18 protein-coding genes and 1 pseudogene are annotated in these 17,356 nt (G+C 53.2%); 13 read left to right on the forward strand and 6 right to left on the reverse strand.

The features are described 5' to 3' along the window. Nucleotides 1–40 precede the first annotated feature (40 nt). A complete protein-coding gene (gene msrA / locus B9A24_RS10795) occupies nt 41–706 on the reverse strand; it encodes a peptide-methionine (S)-S-oxide reductase MsrA (protein ID WP_084445510.1) in 666 nt (221 codons plus the stop codon). A gap of 633 nt (nt 707–1,339) precedes the next feature. On the opposite strand from msrA, the gene B9A24_RS10800 reads away from it, so the two are divergent. Together B9A24_RS10800 and B9A24_RS10805 are read left to right on the forward strand one after the other, a co-directional pair. Further along, nucleotides 1,340–1,744, forward strand: a complete 405-nt coding sequence (locus B9A24_RS10800) for a LacI family DNA-binding transcriptional regulator (protein WP_084445513.1) — start codon at nt 1,340–1,342, stop codon at nt 1,742–1,744. A gap of 149 nt (nt 1,745–1,893) precedes the next feature. Further along, the gene (locus B9A24_RS10805; protein ID WP_084445516.1) at nt 1,894–2,319 is read left to right on the forward strand and encodes a hypothetical protein; all 426 of its coding nucleotides are present in this window, start codon (nt 1,894–1,896) and stop codon (nt 2,317–2,319) included. 18 nt (nt 2,320–2,337) lie between these two features. Here B9A24_RS10805 and B9A24_RS10810 read toward each other — a convergent pair whose 3' ends face one another. Then, on the reverse strand, nt 2,338–2,775 hold the full coding sequence (locus B9A24_RS10810) for an META domain-containing protein (RefSeq protein ID WP_084445518.1): 438 nt from the start codon (nt 2,773–2,775) through the stop codon (nt 2,338–2,340). A 275-nt stretch (nt 2,776–3,050) separates the two neighbouring features. Here B9A24_RS10810 and B9A24_RS10815 point away from each other — a divergent pair, with 275 nt between their 5' ends. Continuing rightward, entirely contained in the window at nt 3,051–5,957 is a 2,907-nt protein-coding gene (locus B9A24_RS10815; RefSeq protein ID WP_234997195.1) for a TolB-like translocation protein, read from the forward strand. A 166-nt stretch (nt 5,958–6,123) separates the two neighbouring features. Beyond that, nucleotides 6,124–6,525 (forward strand): hypothetical protein, encoded by a 402-nt coding sequence (locus tag B9A24_RS10820; RefSeq protein WP_084445522.1) that lies wholly within the window; start codon nt 6,124–6,126, stop codon nt 6,523–6,525. A gap of 83 nt (nt 6,526–6,608) precedes the next feature. On the opposite strand, the gene B9A24_RS10825 is transcribed toward B9A24_RS10820, so the two are convergent. After that, entirely contained in the window at nt 6,609–7,019 is a 411-nt protein-coding gene (locus B9A24_RS10825; RefSeq protein ID WP_084445536.1) for a hypothetical protein, read from the reverse strand. A gap of 623 nt (nt 7,020–7,642) precedes the next feature. Here B9A24_RS10825 and B9A24_RS10830 point away from each other — a divergent pair. The 3 genes from B9A24_RS10830 to B9A24_RS10840 are packed head-to-tail and all read left to right on the forward strand — an operon-like array spanning nt 7,643 to nt 10,159. Further along, the gene (locus B9A24_RS10830; RefSeq protein ID WP_084445539.1) at nt 7,643–8,317 is read left to right on the forward strand and encodes an MG2 domain-containing protein; all 675 of its coding nucleotides are present in this window, start codon (nt 7,643–7,645) and stop codon (nt 8,315–8,317) included. A 33-nt stretch (nt 8,318–8,350) separates the two neighbouring features. Next, nucleotides 8,351–9,031, forward strand: a complete 681-nt coding sequence (locus B9A24_RS10835) for a hypothetical protein (RefSeq protein WP_084445542.1) — start codon at nt 8,351–8,353, stop codon at nt 9,029–9,031. Nucleotides 9,032–9,040: 9 nt separating this feature from the next. After that, entirely contained in the window at nt 9,041–10,159 is a 1,119-nt protein-coding gene (locus B9A24_RS10840) for a TonB-dependent receptor plug domain-containing protein (RefSeq protein ID WP_084445545.1), read from the forward strand. Between the two features lie 60 nt (nt 10,160–10,219). On the opposite strand, the gene B9A24_RS10845 is transcribed toward B9A24_RS10840, so the two are convergent. Then, nucleotides 10,220–10,723 carry a hypothetical protein gene (locus tag B9A24_RS10845; protein ID WP_143434902.1) on the reverse strand — a complete coding sequence of 168 codons (504 nt, stop codon included), beginning with the start codon at nt 10,721–10,723 and terminating at the stop codon, nt 10,220–10,222. 410 nt (nt 10,724–11,133) lie between these two features. On the opposite strand from B9A24_RS10845, the gene B9A24_RS10850 reads away from it, so the two are divergent. The 6 genes and pseudogenes from B9A24_RS10850 to B9A24_RS10875 all read left to right on the forward strand — a co-directional run bounded on the left by B9A24_RS10850 (nt 11,134) and on the right by B9A24_RS10875 (nt 15,421). Then, on the forward strand, nt 11,134–11,826 hold the full coding sequence (locus B9A24_RS10850) for a DsbA family oxidoreductase (RefSeq protein WP_084445552.1): 693 nt from the start codon (nt 11,134–11,136) through the stop codon (nt 11,824–11,826). A gap of 129 nt (nt 11,827–11,955) precedes the next feature. Further along, nucleotides 11,956–12,108: pseudogene (locus B9A24_RS10855) on the forward strand (DUF4136 domain-containing protein); the annotation flags it as partial. 382 nt (nt 12,109–12,490) lie between these two features. Continuing rightward, a complete protein-coding gene (locus tag B9A24_RS10860; protein WP_084445558.1) occupies nt 12,491–12,712 on the forward strand; it encodes an amidohydrolase family protein in 222 nt (73 codons plus the stop codon). A gap of 508 nt (nt 12,713–13,220) precedes the next feature. Next, nucleotides 13,221–14,537 carry a S8 family peptidase gene (locus B9A24_RS10865; protein WP_234997197.1) on the forward strand — a complete coding sequence of 439 codons (1,317 nt, stop codon included), beginning with the start codon at nt 13,221–13,223 and terminating at the stop codon, nt 14,535–14,537. A 318-nt stretch (nt 14,538–14,855) separates the two neighbouring features. After that, complete coding sequence (locus B9A24_RS10870; protein ID WP_084445564.1) at nt 14,856–15,077, forward strand: DUF433 domain-containing protein; 222 nt, start codon at nt 14,856–14,858, stop codon at nt 15,075–15,077. Further along, a complete protein-coding gene (locus B9A24_RS10875) occupies nt 15,074–15,421 on the forward strand; it encodes a DUF5615 family PIN-like protein (RefSeq protein WP_084445568.1) in 348 nt (115 codons plus the stop codon). Before B9A24_RS10870 ends, B9A24_RS10875 begins: the two co-directional genes overlap by 4 nt. Before the next feature lie 374 nt (nt 15,422–15,795). On the opposite strand, the gene B9A24_RS10880 is transcribed toward B9A24_RS10875, so the two are convergent. Together B9A24_RS10880 and B9A24_RS10885 are read right to left on the reverse strand one after the other, a co-directional pair. Beyond that, nucleotides 15,796–16,527 (reverse strand): DUF2971 domain-containing protein, encoded by a 732-nt coding sequence (locus tag B9A24_RS10880; protein WP_159452027.1) that lies wholly within the window; start codon nt 16,525–16,527, stop codon nt 15,796–15,798. Between the two features lie 275 nt (nt 16,528–16,802). Beyond that, complete coding sequence (locus B9A24_RS10885; protein WP_084445574.1) at nt 16,803–17,201, reverse strand: hypothetical protein; 399 nt, start codon at nt 17,199–17,201, stop codon at nt 16,803–16,805. Nucleotides 17,202–17,356: the final 155 nt, after the last annotated feature.

Consider the following 17,356-nt stretch of genomic DNA (forward strand, 5'->3'; position numbering starts at 1 on the left):
CGTCGTGGGGGCTTTTTAGCTATTGAAGGAGACCTTGCTGCTACAGCGGCGACTGCAGCAGCTTCGGAAACAATTTGCGAAACTTCTCCACCTTAGGCGTCGATACTGACTGTATGTACGGTTCGTTGGGATGTAGCCGGTAGTAGCCCTGGTGATAATCCTCAGCGGGCCAGAACTCCGTGAAGGCCGTCACTTGGGTTACGATAGGGTTGGAATACTGCTTGGCGGCATTCACGCGCTGAATGGCGGCCGTAATCTGTTCCTTCTCCTGCGGCGTGCGGTAAAAAGCGACCGAGCGATACTGCGTGCCCGCGTCGGGGCCCTGGCGGTTGAGAGTAGTCGGGTCGTGGGCGGCGCGAAAAAAAACGTCGAGCAGCGTCGCGTAGCTGACCTGCTTAGGGTCATAATAGACTTGCACCGCCTCCGCGTGGCCCGTGCGTCCGCTGCCTACCTGCTCGTAGGTTGGCTTTTTCTCGGGCCCGCCCGCGTAGCCCGACACAACCTCGCGCACTCCCTTAACTTCCTCAAATACTTCCTCGGTGCACCAAAAACAGCCCCCTGCCAACGTAGCAACGGCCAAGCCCTGCATGTTAGTTGGGGCTTGGCCAACCGTAGAGCGGGTGGGCTGTGCGTCCGAGCGATTCTGTGAACAGGCGACTGCTCCCAGCAGCACACCCAATAAGTAAAATTTCAAGTGACGTATCATAGCCCAATGTACGTAACACGTCCTTGACTGGACGCTCTGCTTACTACGCATTGAGGCAATAATTTTTTTTCACGCCAAATCGTTCCCTAAGCAGCACTGCGTAAGCATTTTAGGCGCTAAAATTGATTTAGATCAACACTAGGAATGGAGGCCGAGCCAGAAATAATTACTAAGAATAATTCAAAAATAATTTTTGAAAAAATAAAGGGATGTGTGCTATGCCAGCCTAGTGCCTTAAGAAGCAGCTCACTTTTTTACTAAGTTATTTTCTTGATATAGATGGCACCGGATCCAGTCACACCTAATTGAATTTATCCGTTTTGAGCGAGGGCTGGCTATAAAATTTTATATCGCGATTATACATAGAATGACGCTCTTGATATGTTTCGATTATCACTTAATGCGATTAAGGCGTGCTCTGGATGGAGTGCCGCACCACGTTTAGTGATAGTATCGCTTTTTGTGATTAAATCATAACAAGCGACACTTGTTATGTAATAGGCTCGGCTAATTTGCTGCCTAAAAGCCTATTCTAGCTCATTGCCGGATCCTACTGCTTTACTGGCCCATGAACAATAATAATGGGCATTGTTATTGTTTTTATAATATTACTTTTGTTCAATAACAGATAAAATGAGTTTGCTCATTCTGCTCGACGAGCCGCACCTTACCATATCTTATGATAGCCGCAATCAGTGGCTCTATACTGATTGGGTGGGAAATCAGAACCTACGGACGCTTCAATTGGGGTGCGAGCAAATAATCTTGCACTTGCAGGCAGAGCATTGTCGCAAGATTCTCAACGATAATACCCGTCTGAGCAGCGTTCATGCCCAGGCCAGGAGCTGGGTAGAGGAGGGCTTTTTGAAACAGCTGGCCGCCGCCGGTCTTGAGTATATGGCCTGGGTTTACTCTCTTGACTTCGATAGCCGCTTTTCTACCGATCTTACCCTACTGCGCAACACCCAGACGGTGGTAGTAGGTTTTAACGATTTAGTAGCTGCGTATGCTTGGCTCGAAAAATGTGAGGCCCATTAATTCTCACCTCCCATCTGATTGTAAGCATGTGATATTGTAGTTTATATCACATTAGGCCCTATTTGCCAGACGCTTGAACCGCTGCTTCTAATTTCGGGTTTCTATCTGCTCAACAGCTAAATTAACAAGTATCGTATCCTGCTATTTATATGGCTATGCACTCGCTTTTCGACTCACCTCACCTCACCCTCTGGCACGATTGCACCAACCAATGGCTATACGTGGAGTGGAAGGGGAAGCAGGAGTTAGAAGTGATTAAGGAAAGTTGTACTTACGTGTTGCAGCATGTGCCGCTAACAGGCTTTACTAAAGTGCTGAACGACAGTACGCAGGCAGTAGGGAACTGGACGGCGGCGTCTGAATGGTTGGGGCGAGATCTATTTCCTCGGCTTTCTGCCGTGGGCTTCACCCACATGGCGTGGGTATATGCCGTCGATTTTAATAGTCGATTTTCTATCGACTCTACTTTGCGCTGCGCTACCAGCCTAACTATCGTTACGTTCGATGACCTGGATGCTGCCTGCACCTGGTTGCAGCACGCTGATGAGTTGCAGCCCGGCGTTGTTCATCGCTGATAAAAGCATCAGGATGGTTTATAATGCGCTGCGCGTTGCCTCAAACATAGCCAGCGGGACTACTTGCCTGGCCGCGTACAAGTGCAGGGTGTTGCCACTGATTTCAAAGCGGGTGGTTTGCTCCAGGACACTCAGATAGCGCATCTCCAGTTCTGTTGCCTGGTTGCTGCGCCGCATCATGGTGCTGATAAGGTGCGGAATAGTTTGCAGGCGCCCACTGATTGACTGGTGAAATGCCCCCCCGTAGCTTGCTCCTCTGGTACTACTAGCCGCGCCCGGCAGAACAAGCTCAGGCCGTGCTGCCGGCCGGAAGTTGGGCAAGGGCCGGCCATTGAGGGTGTGTAGTACCCAGCGGGTAGGAGGGACTTGTGGGGCAGCTAGCTGATTGCTAGTAGTATAGCCGCCAAATCCTAGTCCTACGGCAACGCACGCACAAGAGAAAAAGCGAATTAGCATAAGCACTGCTCACTTGTTATTGAACTTCAGCGGCAGGAGTCTTAACCCCGATATATTATATAGTTGCATAGGCAGAAGCTGCAAAGGTGTATTTTTCGTAAGTAGGCTACTTTAAGTTGCTTATATAGGAAGAAATGTTTGACTAGGCGAGCTTTATTGTCTCCAATCGACCTTTTGGGAAGAGGCGGCAGCGGCAGTCGAACGAATTGCTTCAGAGGAGGGCGGGTACTTGTTTTCCGGTTACTGCTGAAGTTTATTGCAGTAATCAAATCTCTATGATGCTGAAACACCTTCTGGCAGCAGCCCTTCTGTTGCTAACCGCCTGCCTCACACCGGTGCGGGCCCAGATCTTGCCGCTGCTGGATCAGAATCCATCCTCTTTACGTTGGTACCAGGTGCGCACCCCGCATTTTCAGGTGTTATATCCGGCAGGTTTTTCGGCCCAGGCCCAACTTACGGCGCGGCGCCTGGAACAGGTGTATGCCCCGGTAAGTGCCTCCCTAGAGCGCCAGCCCCGGCCTCTGACGGTTATCTTACAAACCCAGACCACCATTGGGAATGGCTTTGCTACGGTACTGCCTCGGCGCTCCGAATTTTATACCACACCCCCGCAGGACCCCTTTTTGACCGGCACCCTCGACTGGCTCGACCAGTTGGCGGTCCATGAGTTTCGGCATATCGTGCAGTATGATAAGGGCTTGCAGGGCGTTACGAAGCTCGCTTATTCGCTGTTCGGCAATGGAGCCCTGAGCACAGCGACCATCGGCATACCCGACTGGTTTTTTGAGGGTGATGCCGTGGGTACCGAAACCCTGCTGACGCGCAGCGGGCGGGGCCGTATTCCTAATTTCGATATTGGCCTGCGGGCTAATCTGCTGGCCGGCCAGCACTTCAACTACAGCAAGGCCGTGGGGGGCTCTTTTCGGGATAATGTGCCTAACCACTACGTGCTGGGCTATTTCCTGACTACCAACCTCAAGCGCACTATCGGCCCGGTTGCCTGGAGCCAGGTGCTCAACCGCTACTACCGCTTTCCCATCTATCCATTTTCCTTTTCCAACAGCCTGCGCCGCACGGCGGGGGTGCGCGTAGAGGATCTGTATGCGCGCACGATGAGCGAGGTGGATTCTATGTGGCGGGTGCAGCAGCAGGGCTTGCGGCTAACGGATGCTACCACGTTTCCCGTTGCCGCCAATCCCAAAATATTCACCCAATATCAATACCCGCAGTACGTAACCGACAGCACCGTGCTGGCCGTGAAAACAGGCCTGGGTGATATTTCGCAGCTGGTGCTGCTGACTAAGCAGGGCCAGGAAAAAAAGGTGTTCGTGCAGGGCCTGGTGAATAACCCCGAAATGCTGTCGGTGGGCGGGGGCAAGGCGTGCTGGCTGGAGTTTCGCTACGATGCGCGCTGGGGCCAGCGGGTGTACTCTGAAATCAGGGTGCTCGATCTGGCCTCAGGTCAGCTAACACACCTCACCCGGCGCGGGCGCTACACTACGGCCGCGCTATCCGGTGATGGTCAGCGCCTGGTGGCCGTGCGCAGCGATACGGCCTATCAGAACCGCCTGGTAGTGCTCGATGCCCGCTCCGGCCAGGAGCAGCGCGTACTGCCAAACCCCGATAACGACCTCTACATTCAGCCCCGCTGGCTGCCCGATCAGCGCACCGTAGCCACCGTACTGCTGAAGCCGGGGGGCAAAACCCTGGCGCTTATCGATACCGAAACTGGTCAGACCCGCGAGCTGCTGCCCGTGGCCAATAACAACCTGAGCCACCCGCAGCCGGGGGGCAATTTTGTGTTCTACAACTCGCCGCAGTCGGGAATTGATAATGTGTACGCGGTCGAAATCAGCACGGGACAAGTAACGCAGGTCACCTCGCGGCCCTTGGGCGCGTATCATGCCGCCGTCTCCCCCGACGGGCAGCGCCTGGCTTTCCATGATTTTCGGGCGGAAGGTGCCCGCGTGGCCGAAATGCCGTTGGAGCCCGCGCGCTGGATGGCCGCACTCGCCGCGCCCGATACGCCGCCCGCCTACACCGACCCTTTGCTTACGCAGGAACCCGGCGTGCGTACCATCGGTGCCGTGGTGCCCGACTCGGGCGCGGTGCCGCCTCGCTTAGCGGTAAGTCGCTACAATCGGTTCAATCATCTGTTCAATGTGTTTAGCTGGGGACTGGTACAATCGCCGGATGGGCAAGGAGTGAGATTAGGCGTCCGCTCCCAGGATTTGCTGAGCACCACCGTAGCCGTAGCCGGCGTGGGGTTTGACCAGACTGAGCGGACCGGCAACGTCTTCGCTGACCTCAGCTACCAAGGCTTTCTGCCGGTGCTTGATCTAAGCGTACAGCATGGGGGCCGCCGCACGTCCGGGTTTATTGATCGGCGCGCCCCGCTCGATAGCGCCAGCACCGACCGCTGGCGCTACACTCAGCTCACTACCGGAGTGCGTTTGCCGCTCAACTTCACGCGCTCCAAATACCTGGAGGGCCTGACGCTGGGTGCCCACTACAGCCAGCAACAGGTACGCGACTATGACTTACGCTCCCGGCGCCTGTCGGAAGTCGGGTTCGCGGGCTCTCTGCATGTGGTGCAGTACAGCCTGAGCTATTACCACCAGCTCCTGCGAAGCCGCCGCGATGTAGGTCCGCGCTGGGGCCAGAACCTGAGCGCGGTGTGGCGTACCACTCCTTTTGGGGCGGGCTTACAGGGCAAACAGTGGGCGGTGCAGGGTAGTCTGTACTTTCCGGGGCTGTTTAAGCATCATTCCCTGCGCCTGCGCGGCGGCTACCAATACCACGATCAGTCTCAGTACCAGTTCAGCTCACTTATAGCATATCCGCGCGGCGAGACGTACGTGAGCTTTGACAAGTTGCGAGCGGGCAGCGTGGAGTATCGCCTGCCCGTAGCCGATACGCACTGGACGCTAGGGCGCTGGCTGTACATCCAGCGCATCAAAGCCACCGGCTTTCTGGACGTAGCTTCCGGGCAGCGACGAGTAGCAACAAACCAGGGACCTCAGACCTTCCGCGCTAACTACAGCACGGCCGGCCTCGATCTGACCTTTGTGTTTAACCCGATGCGCCTGCGCACGCCGCTTGAAGTGGGTGCTCGATCTATTTATAATCTGCGCACGGGGCAATGGGAAGTGCAGCCATTGATACTCAATATTGGATTTTAAGCTATAGACGCAGCCACAATACGGGGAAAAGTGCTGCTTTTCCCCGTATTATGAAAACAAATTGGGTGCCGGACAGCTTTTGGCTTTGACTCCCGTTTTCCGCTCCATTCCAATTCCTGACAACTACCTGTTGCCTGGGAATATCTAACCTGTTGCGCTCCTGGCCATGGCCCTTCATGTACTGTTTGAAAATGAGCATCTTACTGTTTCTTATGACTACTCAAACGAGTGGCTTTATGTAGAATGGCAAAAGAACCAGGATATGGAGTCGGTGCAGGCCGGAGCTGGTAAAATGCTGGAGTACTTGCGGCAGGAGCAGTGCCATAAAGTGCTCAACGATAATCGGTTGGTGGAGTCTATGTGGTCGGATGCGTCGGAGTGGGGGGGCAAAGTTTGGCTGCCGGCTATGGCCGCGGCCGGCCTGCAATACTTTGCCTGGGTGTATTCGCCCAACATTTACAGCCGTCTCTCCACCGATCTGACATTGCAACATGCCCCGGCGGTAGGCCCGATCGTTTTCACCTTCGACAACATCGATACGGCCAGCGCCTGGCTGCGGCAGATGTAAGCCTGAGAGACCCAAGTAAAACGCATAAAAAAACGCCGGAAAGCATCTTTCGGCGTTTTTTTATGCTTGAAATTGAATAGCGTTTAGTTGGTGGTGCCGCCAGCGCCGCCGGTTTTGCTGGCTGGTAGGGGAGCCTTGCGAATAGGCTGCTTGGAGTTTTTGTCCACCATTTCCTGATTGGTGGAACCCGTAGGGCTGGTCTTGCCAGGGGCAGCGGGGCGGGACTCCTTTAGTATGCGCCGGCTCGACTCCGACATGGTGCCGGTCGGGCTTGTGCGGTTTTCGGGCTCCAAGGTGCTATTTTGGGTCTTGGTGCTTTGCTGGCTCTGGGCCTTGGTTGGGCTCGCTTTTTTGGGTGGATACGATTTGGCTGGCGACGTGTTGGACACGCTCGTCTCGGGGCGGGTGGAGGAGCCCCCCGACGTGCTGCCCTGAGCTGCCGCCGTAGAAAGGCCAGCCGCTACGGCCACGATGAATGCAAAAGTAGTTTTCATAGATAGGTACAAAGTTTGGAAAGTATAAGCACAGCAGCTTAGCACTGTGTGCAACCTATTAACCGCTTACGCTGATAAGTGCTTGTGCTCAGCTGAAAATAAGTAGTGAGAGGGCCTGACCGGAAGCCTGCGCCGCCAAGTATAAAGAGCCACGGCTGACGAAGCCAGGTGCCCATAAGGGCCGCGTACCGGCGCGGAAAGCGGGAGGCGTTACACGGTGAGATTGGGAGGCTGGCTAATGAAGTTCGACGCGAAAAAAGCCCCCCAAAGCGGTTTTTGAAAGGGCGACGTGTCCGCTACCCCCGTGGCTACGGGGCATCAGGGTAAGGCGCTGGCGGCGGACGACTACTTGCGGCAGTAGTACCACCCGCGGGCCAATCGACCCAACTTTCGCGGCATTAGCATAGGCAACGACGGAAAAACACTTCGAACTTTAGTCAATCAACGCATTTTGCGGGACAACTGCAAGCCCAACCGGGGGGCAAATTCGGGGTTTCTGCACCCCCGGTTGGGCTTATCGAGCGAAGCGAAATTCTCACGACTAAGCAGGGACTGATAAAACGTTCGTGTTCCTCTATATTCGAACGTTTTTATCCTTTTTATTTCCTTGTATTAATAGGTATATGATTCGTATTAAAGCGTTAGTAGCGAGAGTCATTGTTTTCCTGGTGATTTTGGTAAGCGGAGGCTTTCAAGCAGCCCCAATGGACGACTTCGTGCGTCAGGTCATGGTTCGCCTACAGAATTTCTACATCGCCAGCTTCCCCGAAAAAAGCTACATCCACACCGACAAATCATTTTATGCCACGGGCGAAACCATCTGGCTGAAGGCGTATGTGGTAGATGCCTCTTTGCACCTTCCCGATACGGTAAGCCAGGTGCTGTATGTCGATCTGATTGCCCCCGACCAGCGGGTAATAGCGCAGCGGGTGCTGCGCCTAACCCAGGGCACGGCCGCCGCCGACTTCGAGCTGGCCGATAGTCTGGCCCAGGGTATGTATACGGTGCGCGCCTACACCAACTGGATGCGCAACTTCAGCCCCGACTATTTCTTCTCCAAGCGCCTGCCCGTGTGGCAGGCGGCTACTGCCGTTACCGATGCGGCGGCGGCCCGGCCCGGCGCGAAACCCAGAGTCCGCAAAGCTGCTCCAGTCCCTAAGCCCAAAACGGACGTGCAGTTTTTCCCTGAAGGGGGTAATATGGTGGTGGGGCTGCCTGCCGTGGTAGCCTTCAAGGCCACCGATGAGTATGGCCGCGGCGTAGCCGTGAGTGGGCAGCTCACCGACGATCAGGGCTAGGCGGCGGGTTCGTTTAAAAGTCTGCACGCGGGCATGGGCACAGTTTTGCTGACGCCCCAGCCGGGCCGACGCTATAAGGCCGTGGTGCTGCTGGCAGGTGGCACCCGCGCCGAGTACCCGTTACCCGCCGTTGCTCCCAGTGGGTTTGTACTGAAGGTTACCCAGACCAAAGACTTTGTTTATGTGGGCGTGCAGCGCCAGCTAGCTGCCGGCACCGCCGCCGCCTCCGAAAACGTAACGCTGCTGGCCCATGTGCGCGGCACCGTAGCCTACGCCGCCAAAGGTCAGCTGACTGGCAGCGAAGGCTACGCGGCCCGCATTCCTAAAGCCAAATTCCCGACTGGGATAGCGCATTTCACCTTGTTCGATGGGCAGGGCGTGGCCCAGTGCGAGCGGTTGGCGTTTGTTGATGCCCAGCCTGGCCTGCAGGTGCGTATTACTCCAGACAAATCGGCCTACGCTCCCCGCGAGAAAGTAAACCTGACGGTAGCCGTGACCGATGGCGCCGGCCAGCCCGTAGCGGCCCAGCTTTCTTTGGCCGTGACCAACGCCCTGGCAACTGGCATGAACGAAGCTCCTGAAACGACTATTCTGACCCACCTGCTCCTCACCTCCAATTTGCAGGGCAACGTGGAAAACCCCGGCTATTATTTTCAGAACAAAACCCCCGAAACCGAGCAGGCTCTCGATCATCTGCTGCTTACCCAGGGCTAGCGGCGGTTTGTGTGGAAAGAGATTCTGACCGATAAAATGCCCCCCAGACCCTTTGCCCTGGAGCAAACCCTGAGTGTGGGCGGGCAGGTGGTGCGGTCCAATGAAAAAGCCGCCGGCGTGAGCCAGCTCACCATTTTCCAGACAGGCGCTACGGGAGGAATGGCCATTGCCAGCACCGACGCTGATGGCAGTTTTGTAGTGGGGGGCTTTCCGGGCAAGGATACGGCCCGCGTGGTGGTGCAGGCCCGAAAAGAGAAGGGTGGTAGCAACCTGCTTATTAAGCTGCATCCGCGCTGGCCCGAGGTTACGGCGCTGTCCTGGCCTTTGCCCGCCGAGCCCCAGCCAGCCGTCACGGCGTATCTGCAGCAAAGCCAGAAGCAGCAAAAGGCGGAGTGCCAGTATCGGGCCGATACCACGAAAACAATTATGCTGAAAGGCGTGACGGTGGCGGGCCGCAAGCCCATGCCCCGCCCTGATGCGCGGCGTATCTACTCGCAGGCCGATGCGGTACTGCGCCCTGATGATATTCCGGCCAGCAGCTCCTTCTTTAGTGTGTTGCAGCTGCTGCAAGGGCGGATAGCCGGAGTGCAGGTATCCGGCTCGGCCCCTAATTATCAGGTTCAAATCCGGGGCGCCAGCTCTATTTCCGGGAGCAGCGCGCCGTTGTTTGTGCTGGATGGTATTCCGGTTGATATCGATGCTATTAACACGATACCCGTCATCGACGTTGAGACCGTGGAAGTGCTGAAAGGACCTTCCGCCGCTATTTATGGCAGCCGGGGCGGCAACGGAGTCATTGCCATCTTCACGAAGCGGGGCAGTGCCAACTACGACTACTCCAAAACCCCCGCGCCGGGCATCGCAACGGCAGTATTGCCGGCTTACTATCAGGCCCGCGAGTTTTATGCCCCGCGCTACGAAACTGCGGCCCGCCCTGCGCAGCCGCGCCCCGACTACCGCAGCACCACGCTCTACTGGGCGCCTACGCTACGCACCGACGCCACCGGCCAGGCGCAGGTATCCTTCTACTGCTCCGACGATGCCAGCACTTTTCAGGTGACCGTAGAGGGCCTGTCGGATGCCGGCACGCCCGGCGCAGGCACTGGTGAGTTTAAAGTAGGTAACTAAAAAAGCCCCCCCAGATACATTCTGGGGGGCTTTTTTATAGTCGTGTAGTTAGCAACGTCGCTAGCGCACGACCCGAAGGCGGCTGCCAGCGGCAATAGGCACCTCTTTTACTAAAGTAAAATCCATGGCGACGGTGGAGTCGCGGACGGGGCGGCTGAGCACATGCAAAATGGTGTCGTTGGCCCGCAGCACGGCTACATCGGTGCCGGCGGTGAGGTGATACGCCCGAAATCCGAGGAGAGTACCATCCGGAAACCCGCGCTCTAATAAGCTGTCCAGCACGGTAGCCCGGCCATCGAAGCTGCCTAAGACTACTTTCTCGATGGGCACGCCGGCACGAGTCATCAGCAAAGCGGCCTGCGTAACGGGTCCGGGTGGCTTAGGTGGGGCATAAGGAAATATCAAGCCCAGAAACAGGCTGTCTGACACCGTGGACGCTTCTGTTACTGGCGGCGTAGCTTTTGCTGGCTCAGCCGACTCGCGCACCGATGGCTGACACGCGGCCAGCCAACTTGCGGCAACAACCGCGGTAAGAGAAAGAAGCTTGGGGAGAGGTGGCCGCATATAAACTTTCGGGAGAGGATGCTTAACATACGGATTTACAGATGCTTGGGGCTATAAACCGTAATTGAAAACACTGATTTTCGATAGTTGCTAAGCACAGATGTTGACGTAAGAATACAAGCTTGTTAAGTCAGTGTTAAAGTCTGTCATCGAAGTGGCAACAACCTCAAAAGGCCGCCTGGCAAAAAACCAGAGGTACATGATTTCCATGAAAGCGTATCCCGATCATGTGTGCCCATCCCGCCGGCTGGGTGAGTAAGTGCTGGCCCGCCTGATTGAAGCTGAAACGCGCGGCCAGAACATGGGGCGCGAATGGCTGAGGCGGACGGATAAGGGCGCTGCAAGTAAACTTTTTGCCCCCCGGCGCGCTTATACTCATCTACCTTTTGCTCCCTTTACAACCTTAAATTATGAAAGTCGAAATCTGGTCTGATATCATGTGCCCGTTTTGCTACATCGGCAAGCGGCGGTTCGAGTCGGCGCTGGCCGAATTTGCCCCCCACCAGGACGTGCAGGTGCAGTGGCGCAGCTTCGAGCTGGACCCCAACATGAAAACCGTACCCGGCCAAAGCATCCACGAGCTGCTGGCCGAGCGCAAGGGTATGTCGGTGGCCCAGGGCCGCCAGATGAATAATCAAATGGCGCAAACCGCCGCCGAAGTAGGCCTGGAGTTCAACTTCGATAAAACCATTCCCGCCAATACCTTCAACGCTCATCGCCTCATTCACCTGGCCGCCGCCCACGGCCGCCAGGATGCGGCCAAGGAGCGCATTCTTTACGCTTACTTCACGGAAGGCCTGAACGTGGACGACCCCGCCACGCTCACCCAACTCGCCACCGAGCTGGACCTGCCCGCCGCCGAAGTAGCTCAGCTTTTCCAAACCGACGCCTACGCCCAGGAGGTGCGCCACGACGAATATCAGGCCCGCCAGATAGGCGTGCGCGGCGTACCCTTCTTTGTTTTCGATGATAAATACGCCGTGTCGGGTGCTCAGCCGAAGGGGGTTTTTCTAGAAGTGCTGGAAAAGGTATGGGAAGAAAGCAACCCCAGGCCCACGCTGATTGCCGATGGTGCCGCCTGTGGCCCCGATGGCGACTGTTAACTAAGTGTATAGAGGTAAAAAAGGCTTGCCCGTCATGGGCAAGCCTTTTTTTGTGGCTTGCGCCCACACCCGCGACGCAGGGCTGAGAACGGGTAGCCAAGTGGTTATGACGCCCAGGGCCGCGAAGGCACTATGATTCTGGACTTCGTGGATGCGCGCACCAACAACCTCGTGTGGCGCGACTCCATGGCCGACCCGGTGAGCAATCCGGCCAACATCGGCTCGGAATTCGCCAAGTCAGCCAAGCAGATACTGGATGAGTTTCCGGTAGAAAAAAAATAAGCAGCCGCGCGTAAAGATCAAAAAAGGCCTCGCTACCTACGTAAGCGGGGCCTTTTTTGTCTTTCAGCAAAGCCAGCTATCTGGCCGCCCATATCCTGAGTCGCGCCACTCTCCGCCGCCATAAATTGGAGCTGCTTCTACCGTCAGCATAATCATGGGGCAATGCTGGCCTAGGGCAGCAAACAGATAAGAACACCGGAGAAACTCGCCACAAGAGCACGGTAGGGGCATTCTGCTTTGTTGGTGTAGTAATAAAGCATTGAGCCGGATCGAAAACAGGGCAGGTGTAGAGCAGCTTATTCACGTCTGATCGTTGCACAACCTGTCCGCACCACCACCCCCAAACACTGGCAGCCGAAGCCACCCTTCCTGAACATCATGTTTGCCGTCCTTGCCCGGCCCGGCCGACGGAGGCTATTACCAGCCAGCCGTGCAGGCTTATACCCTTGGCTCGGCTTACGCTGAGTTTGCGGAAAAAGAAAAAGGCACCCTCACCGTGGGCAAGCTCGCCGACTTAGCGGTGCTATCGCAGGACATCTTCGGCGTGCCTGCGCCGGAACTGCCCAGAACTACCAGTATACTGACGATTGTGGGGGCAAAGTAGTGCACGGTGCCAAGATGCTAAAATAGGTAAAGGCTTTGGGTTAGCTATTTTATACAAAACATAGTTTATTTAAAAGCTGAGTTATACCGGTTGACTTGGATATGTGTAAGAGCAAGCCGTTCATTTGAAAGTGTATATTATTCTTTATATGTCACAATTTGCGAGTTTAATCCGCTGATAAGCCGCACGAATGATGCCTTCGGTACAGGTTATGTTTTTATACACAGATAGATAAGCTATGTAAGATATAAAAAATGCCTATGTCACGGTTTTTACATAAGTTTCCTTTTTATTACCAATTTATTTATAAATCTTGGTGCTCAAGAAAGTCCAGTGAGAATTTGGATGATTATCACTCCAGATTCCTGTTGAAGCTTTCGTCACTAATTCTCCCACATCATACGTTCCCATTACTCTCATGAAAGTAAACCACTTCTCACTCCCCGCGAAATCCCTGTTTGCGGCCAGCCTATTGTCTGCTTTTGTATTAAGTGGCTGCGAAAGCAGCTTGGATAAAATTCAAGAAGACCCTACTACACAAAGCCAGTCGGCCGATGCCCAAGGTGAGTCGGGTAAAGATTATGTCGCAAATGAGTTGCTGGTGAAGTTCAAGCCCGGTTTGTCGGAGGAGGCTAAATCCAATGCCCTGGCTCGTATCAGTGGCAAAGTATCGGAGAAGATTCTGACCAAGGCCATGGAAAGGGCCGGCGAAAAAGAAGGTCTGATGGTGGTACACACGCCTATGGCCGCTTTGGAAGCGTTGTCGAAGGTGAAAGGCGGCCCGGAAATCGAGTTTGCCGAGCCTAACTATCTCTATCAGCATACCGCCGCTACCAACGATACCTACGTTGCCAACGGCGCACTATGGGGCATGGATGGCAACATATATGGCAGCCAGGCTTCCACGGCCTGGGCTGCTGGCACTACCGGCTCAAAAAGCGTGGTAGTGGGTATTATCGACGAAGGCATACAGTTTGACCACCCCGATTTGGCTGGGCAGATCTGGACGAACCCTTATGATCCGGCTGATGGCGTCGACAACGACGGCAACGGCTACATCGATGATATTCACGGTTGGGACTTCGATGGCAATAATAACAGCATCTATGACGGCACCAAGCGTGGTAGCTCCGACGACCACGGCACGCACGTAGCGGGCACCATAGGCGCCAATGCCAACAACGGTGCTGGTGTAGCCGGCCTGAACTGGAACATCACCATTATTTCCACCAAGTTCCTAGGCCGCCAGGGCGGCACGACCGCCAACGCCGTGAAAGCCGTGGATTACCTGAATGACCTGAAAACCCGCCACAACATGAACATCGTGGCCAGCAACAACTCCTGGGGTGGCGGCGGCTTCTCGCAAGCCCTCTCTGACGCGGTCGACCGTGCCAACGCAAAGAATATCCTCTTTATAGCAGCGGCCGGCAACGGCGGCAGCGACGGTGTAGGCGACGACAACGACGCCGTAGCCAGCTTCCCATCCAACCTGCCCCAGGCCAACGTGATTGCTGTAGCCGCTATCACCTCAACCGGTCTAAAGTCGGGCTTCTCGAACTTCGGTGCTACCACCGTTGACATTGGCGCTCCCGGCTCGGGCATCTGGTCGAGCACAGCGTTCAACATCTATGAGTCGTACAACGGCACTTCCATGGCTACTCCCCACGTAACGGGTGCTGCGGCCTTGTATGCTTCTACTCACCCAGGTGCTACTGCGGCTCAAATCAAGAATGCCCTGCTCAGCAGCGCTGTTCCAACCGCTTCGCTAGCCGGCAAATGCGTAACGGGCGGCCGTTTGGATGCTAACGCCGCGCTTACCAAGTAATAGAGTTAGCCTAACAGAGTAGGCAGCTAACTGCCTACTTACTTCACCAAAAATCCCCCCAGAGTAGCTCTGGGGGGATTTTTTGATGCTGTGGCTGAATATATTAGAAGGAGCAGCATTGCGACGCTACCTGGCTGCTGCAACCGGGGGCGGAGGCGACCGAAGTCCCCGAAACTAAAGTTACGCAGGGCCGCCAGCTTTTGCCGCTAGCGCACCTGAAGCATCCGGTTTGGCTACGTGCATCAGCTTAGCGCAGCTACATATGCTGATAGCTAACCGAGATATCCCTTACTTTTATAGGGAGCAAAAGCCTTTGTTATGGACTATCAACTGTACGTTTCCATTGACCCCGAAATTCGCTTTGGGCGGGCGTGCCTGACGGGTACGCGCATCAGCGTGGCCGATGTGCTGGGCTGGTTGGGCAGCGGCCAAACGATACCCGAGATTCTGGCAGACTTCCCCGAGCTGACCCAGCAGCAGATTCAAGCCTGCCTGCTGTACGCGGCCGACCGGGAGCGGCATCTGCGCATTGCGGGATGAAGCTGCTGTTCGACGAGAATATTTCCTATCGGGTAGTAGCGCTGCTGGCCGAAGCCTTCCCCGGCTCGGAGCAGGTGCGGCGGCTGGGCCTGCTTGGCAAAACCGACCGCCTGATTTGGGAATACGCCCGCCAGCACGATTTCGTCATTGTAACCCACGACGATGATTTTGCCGAGTTAAGCACCTTGCGCGGCGCACCCCCGAAGGTGTTGCTCTTGCGCGCCGGCAACCTGCCAACCGCAGCGGTGGCGGCGTTGCTGTGGCGGCACCAAGCTACTATTGAGGCCGAGCTAGCCCCCGCTACCGAAACGCACTGCCTGACGTTGTACGCAGAGTTGCGCTAAGGATGTGCTTCAGCGAGGCAATAGCAGTAACTCAGGTAGTATAGCACGAAAAAGCCCCCCAGAGTAAGTCTGGGGGGCTTTTTTGCTGCTACGGCGGGTTGTATCGGAGGGAGAGGCATGGCGAGGCTAAGCTGACTACTGCAACCGGTGGTGGAGGCGACCGAAGCCCCCGAAACCGAAGTTACGCAGAGCCGTCAGCGTTTGCAGCAGGGAAGTAGGCGGTAGTGGCAACTTTCAGCGCAGGCGGCAGGAGTGGTAAACACAAGTTTTTAAGTCTTGCTAACGGGGCGACAGATGAGTATAAGCTCATTCTCATATCGGTTCATAAGTAATATACTTAACCAAATAAGTGTTCACCCTTTAATTTGAGCTTACTATCTGTAGTTATTTATTTTGCTTATTGATACTTGTAATGAAGCTATATTGTACTCATTAATACCGCTATTTTCTTTATCCATAGAGTCGACTTCTATCTTTCTTTTTCGTAGCTCCCTAATGAAATGTTCAAACTGTCTTTGGTTGAGCTCCTTCTCAGGACACTTTGGGCCTAAAATTATTTCAGATAAAGTGAAGGGTAAATCTTTATTGTTTAATTTAAATTCTATGTATGGGTTCAATATATTGTGGCTTGATGTTAAAACCCAAGCTTTCTTATTAGATTCGTCTTCTTGGCTAGTGTATAGAATGCGAACTTCTTCTTCTATTGAATAATCGTAAGGTTTGAAAAATTGTTTCCATGTTTCCATATTTTTATACTTAAAAGTTATATATAGCTTCTGCTTTAATTCTATTATTATATCTCTTAATAAATCGAGTTCTTTATGCCCGCCTCCTTTTTGTCCATAGCTAATTTTTTTAATAATAAAACTTTTGTTGTCTATAGATGGATTTATAGTGAGTACTAGACAGGCTCCCTTGGAGTCATCAGCATATAATCTCCATTGTGTTAAATCATCGTCTTTAAGTGAACATGAGGATATAAATTTCCTGTTGTAAAGATCTATGGTCTGCCAATGAAATTTAGTGAAATCTTGATTTGCTGTATAAAGATAATTTTCTACATAATTAACTTCAGTTGTGTCATTCATTCCAACTAAACAATTCATGCGGAATGAGTTATAATTCGACATGGAATAGATTGTTGATAAAGAAGTATATCTATACACTTTTGTTATTAAATCATCCCCGTCTTTTAATAATTTCCTGAATAACAAGTTTTCTGTTCCGTCAACTTTATTGTGATTTTTGAAGTGATAACTTTGATCAACTTCGTCATATTCTATATCATTGATTAATTTGTTATAAAATGATTTATTTGTATTATCTGAAAAGGAGATGCCATACTTAATTAAGAGGTTTGTTATTACCTCATAAGTTTCGGTTACGGTGTAGTCATGTTCAACAAAATTGCTTTTACTAAAAAACCTTCAAATTGTGTTCGTATAGTCTGCTCTAAATTTCGGGTGTCTCTTATAGTGAAATTCTCTTCTCTATCAGTTAAGATAACATATCTTATATCATTATCTATTGCGTATTTAATTGCTTTTGTAAAATCGAATAACTGAATAGATTTATTTCTTTTAACTTCAATTATCGTAATTACTTTATTTCCGATTTTAAGAGCTAAATCGTAATTGCGCGATGCTTTTTGTGATAACTCAAGATTGTATATTTTATTTTTTGTTATATATTTTGGTTTTTCTTTTTGAAATCTATAACGAAAATTATTTGTAAAATCTTCTTCAGATCTAGGGAATTCATTCATTTTGCTTTCTGGCATTAATTAATATTTAATATAAAAACTTGCTTCCATTTGCAATAATATTCAAAGTAAACGACATTTCAGAGTAAAAAATACTATTTTAGTTAATGTTATACAACATAAGTTAGCAGTAAAAAAGCAACCGCTTTCGTCGTAACGAAAGCGGTTGCTTT

The sequence above is a fragment of the Hymenobacter roseosalivarius DSM 11622 genome (genome assembly GCF_900176135.1).
Classification (GTDB): Bacteria; Bacteroidota; Bacteroidia; order Cytophagales; family Hymenobacteraceae; genus Hymenobacter; species Hymenobacter roseosalivarius.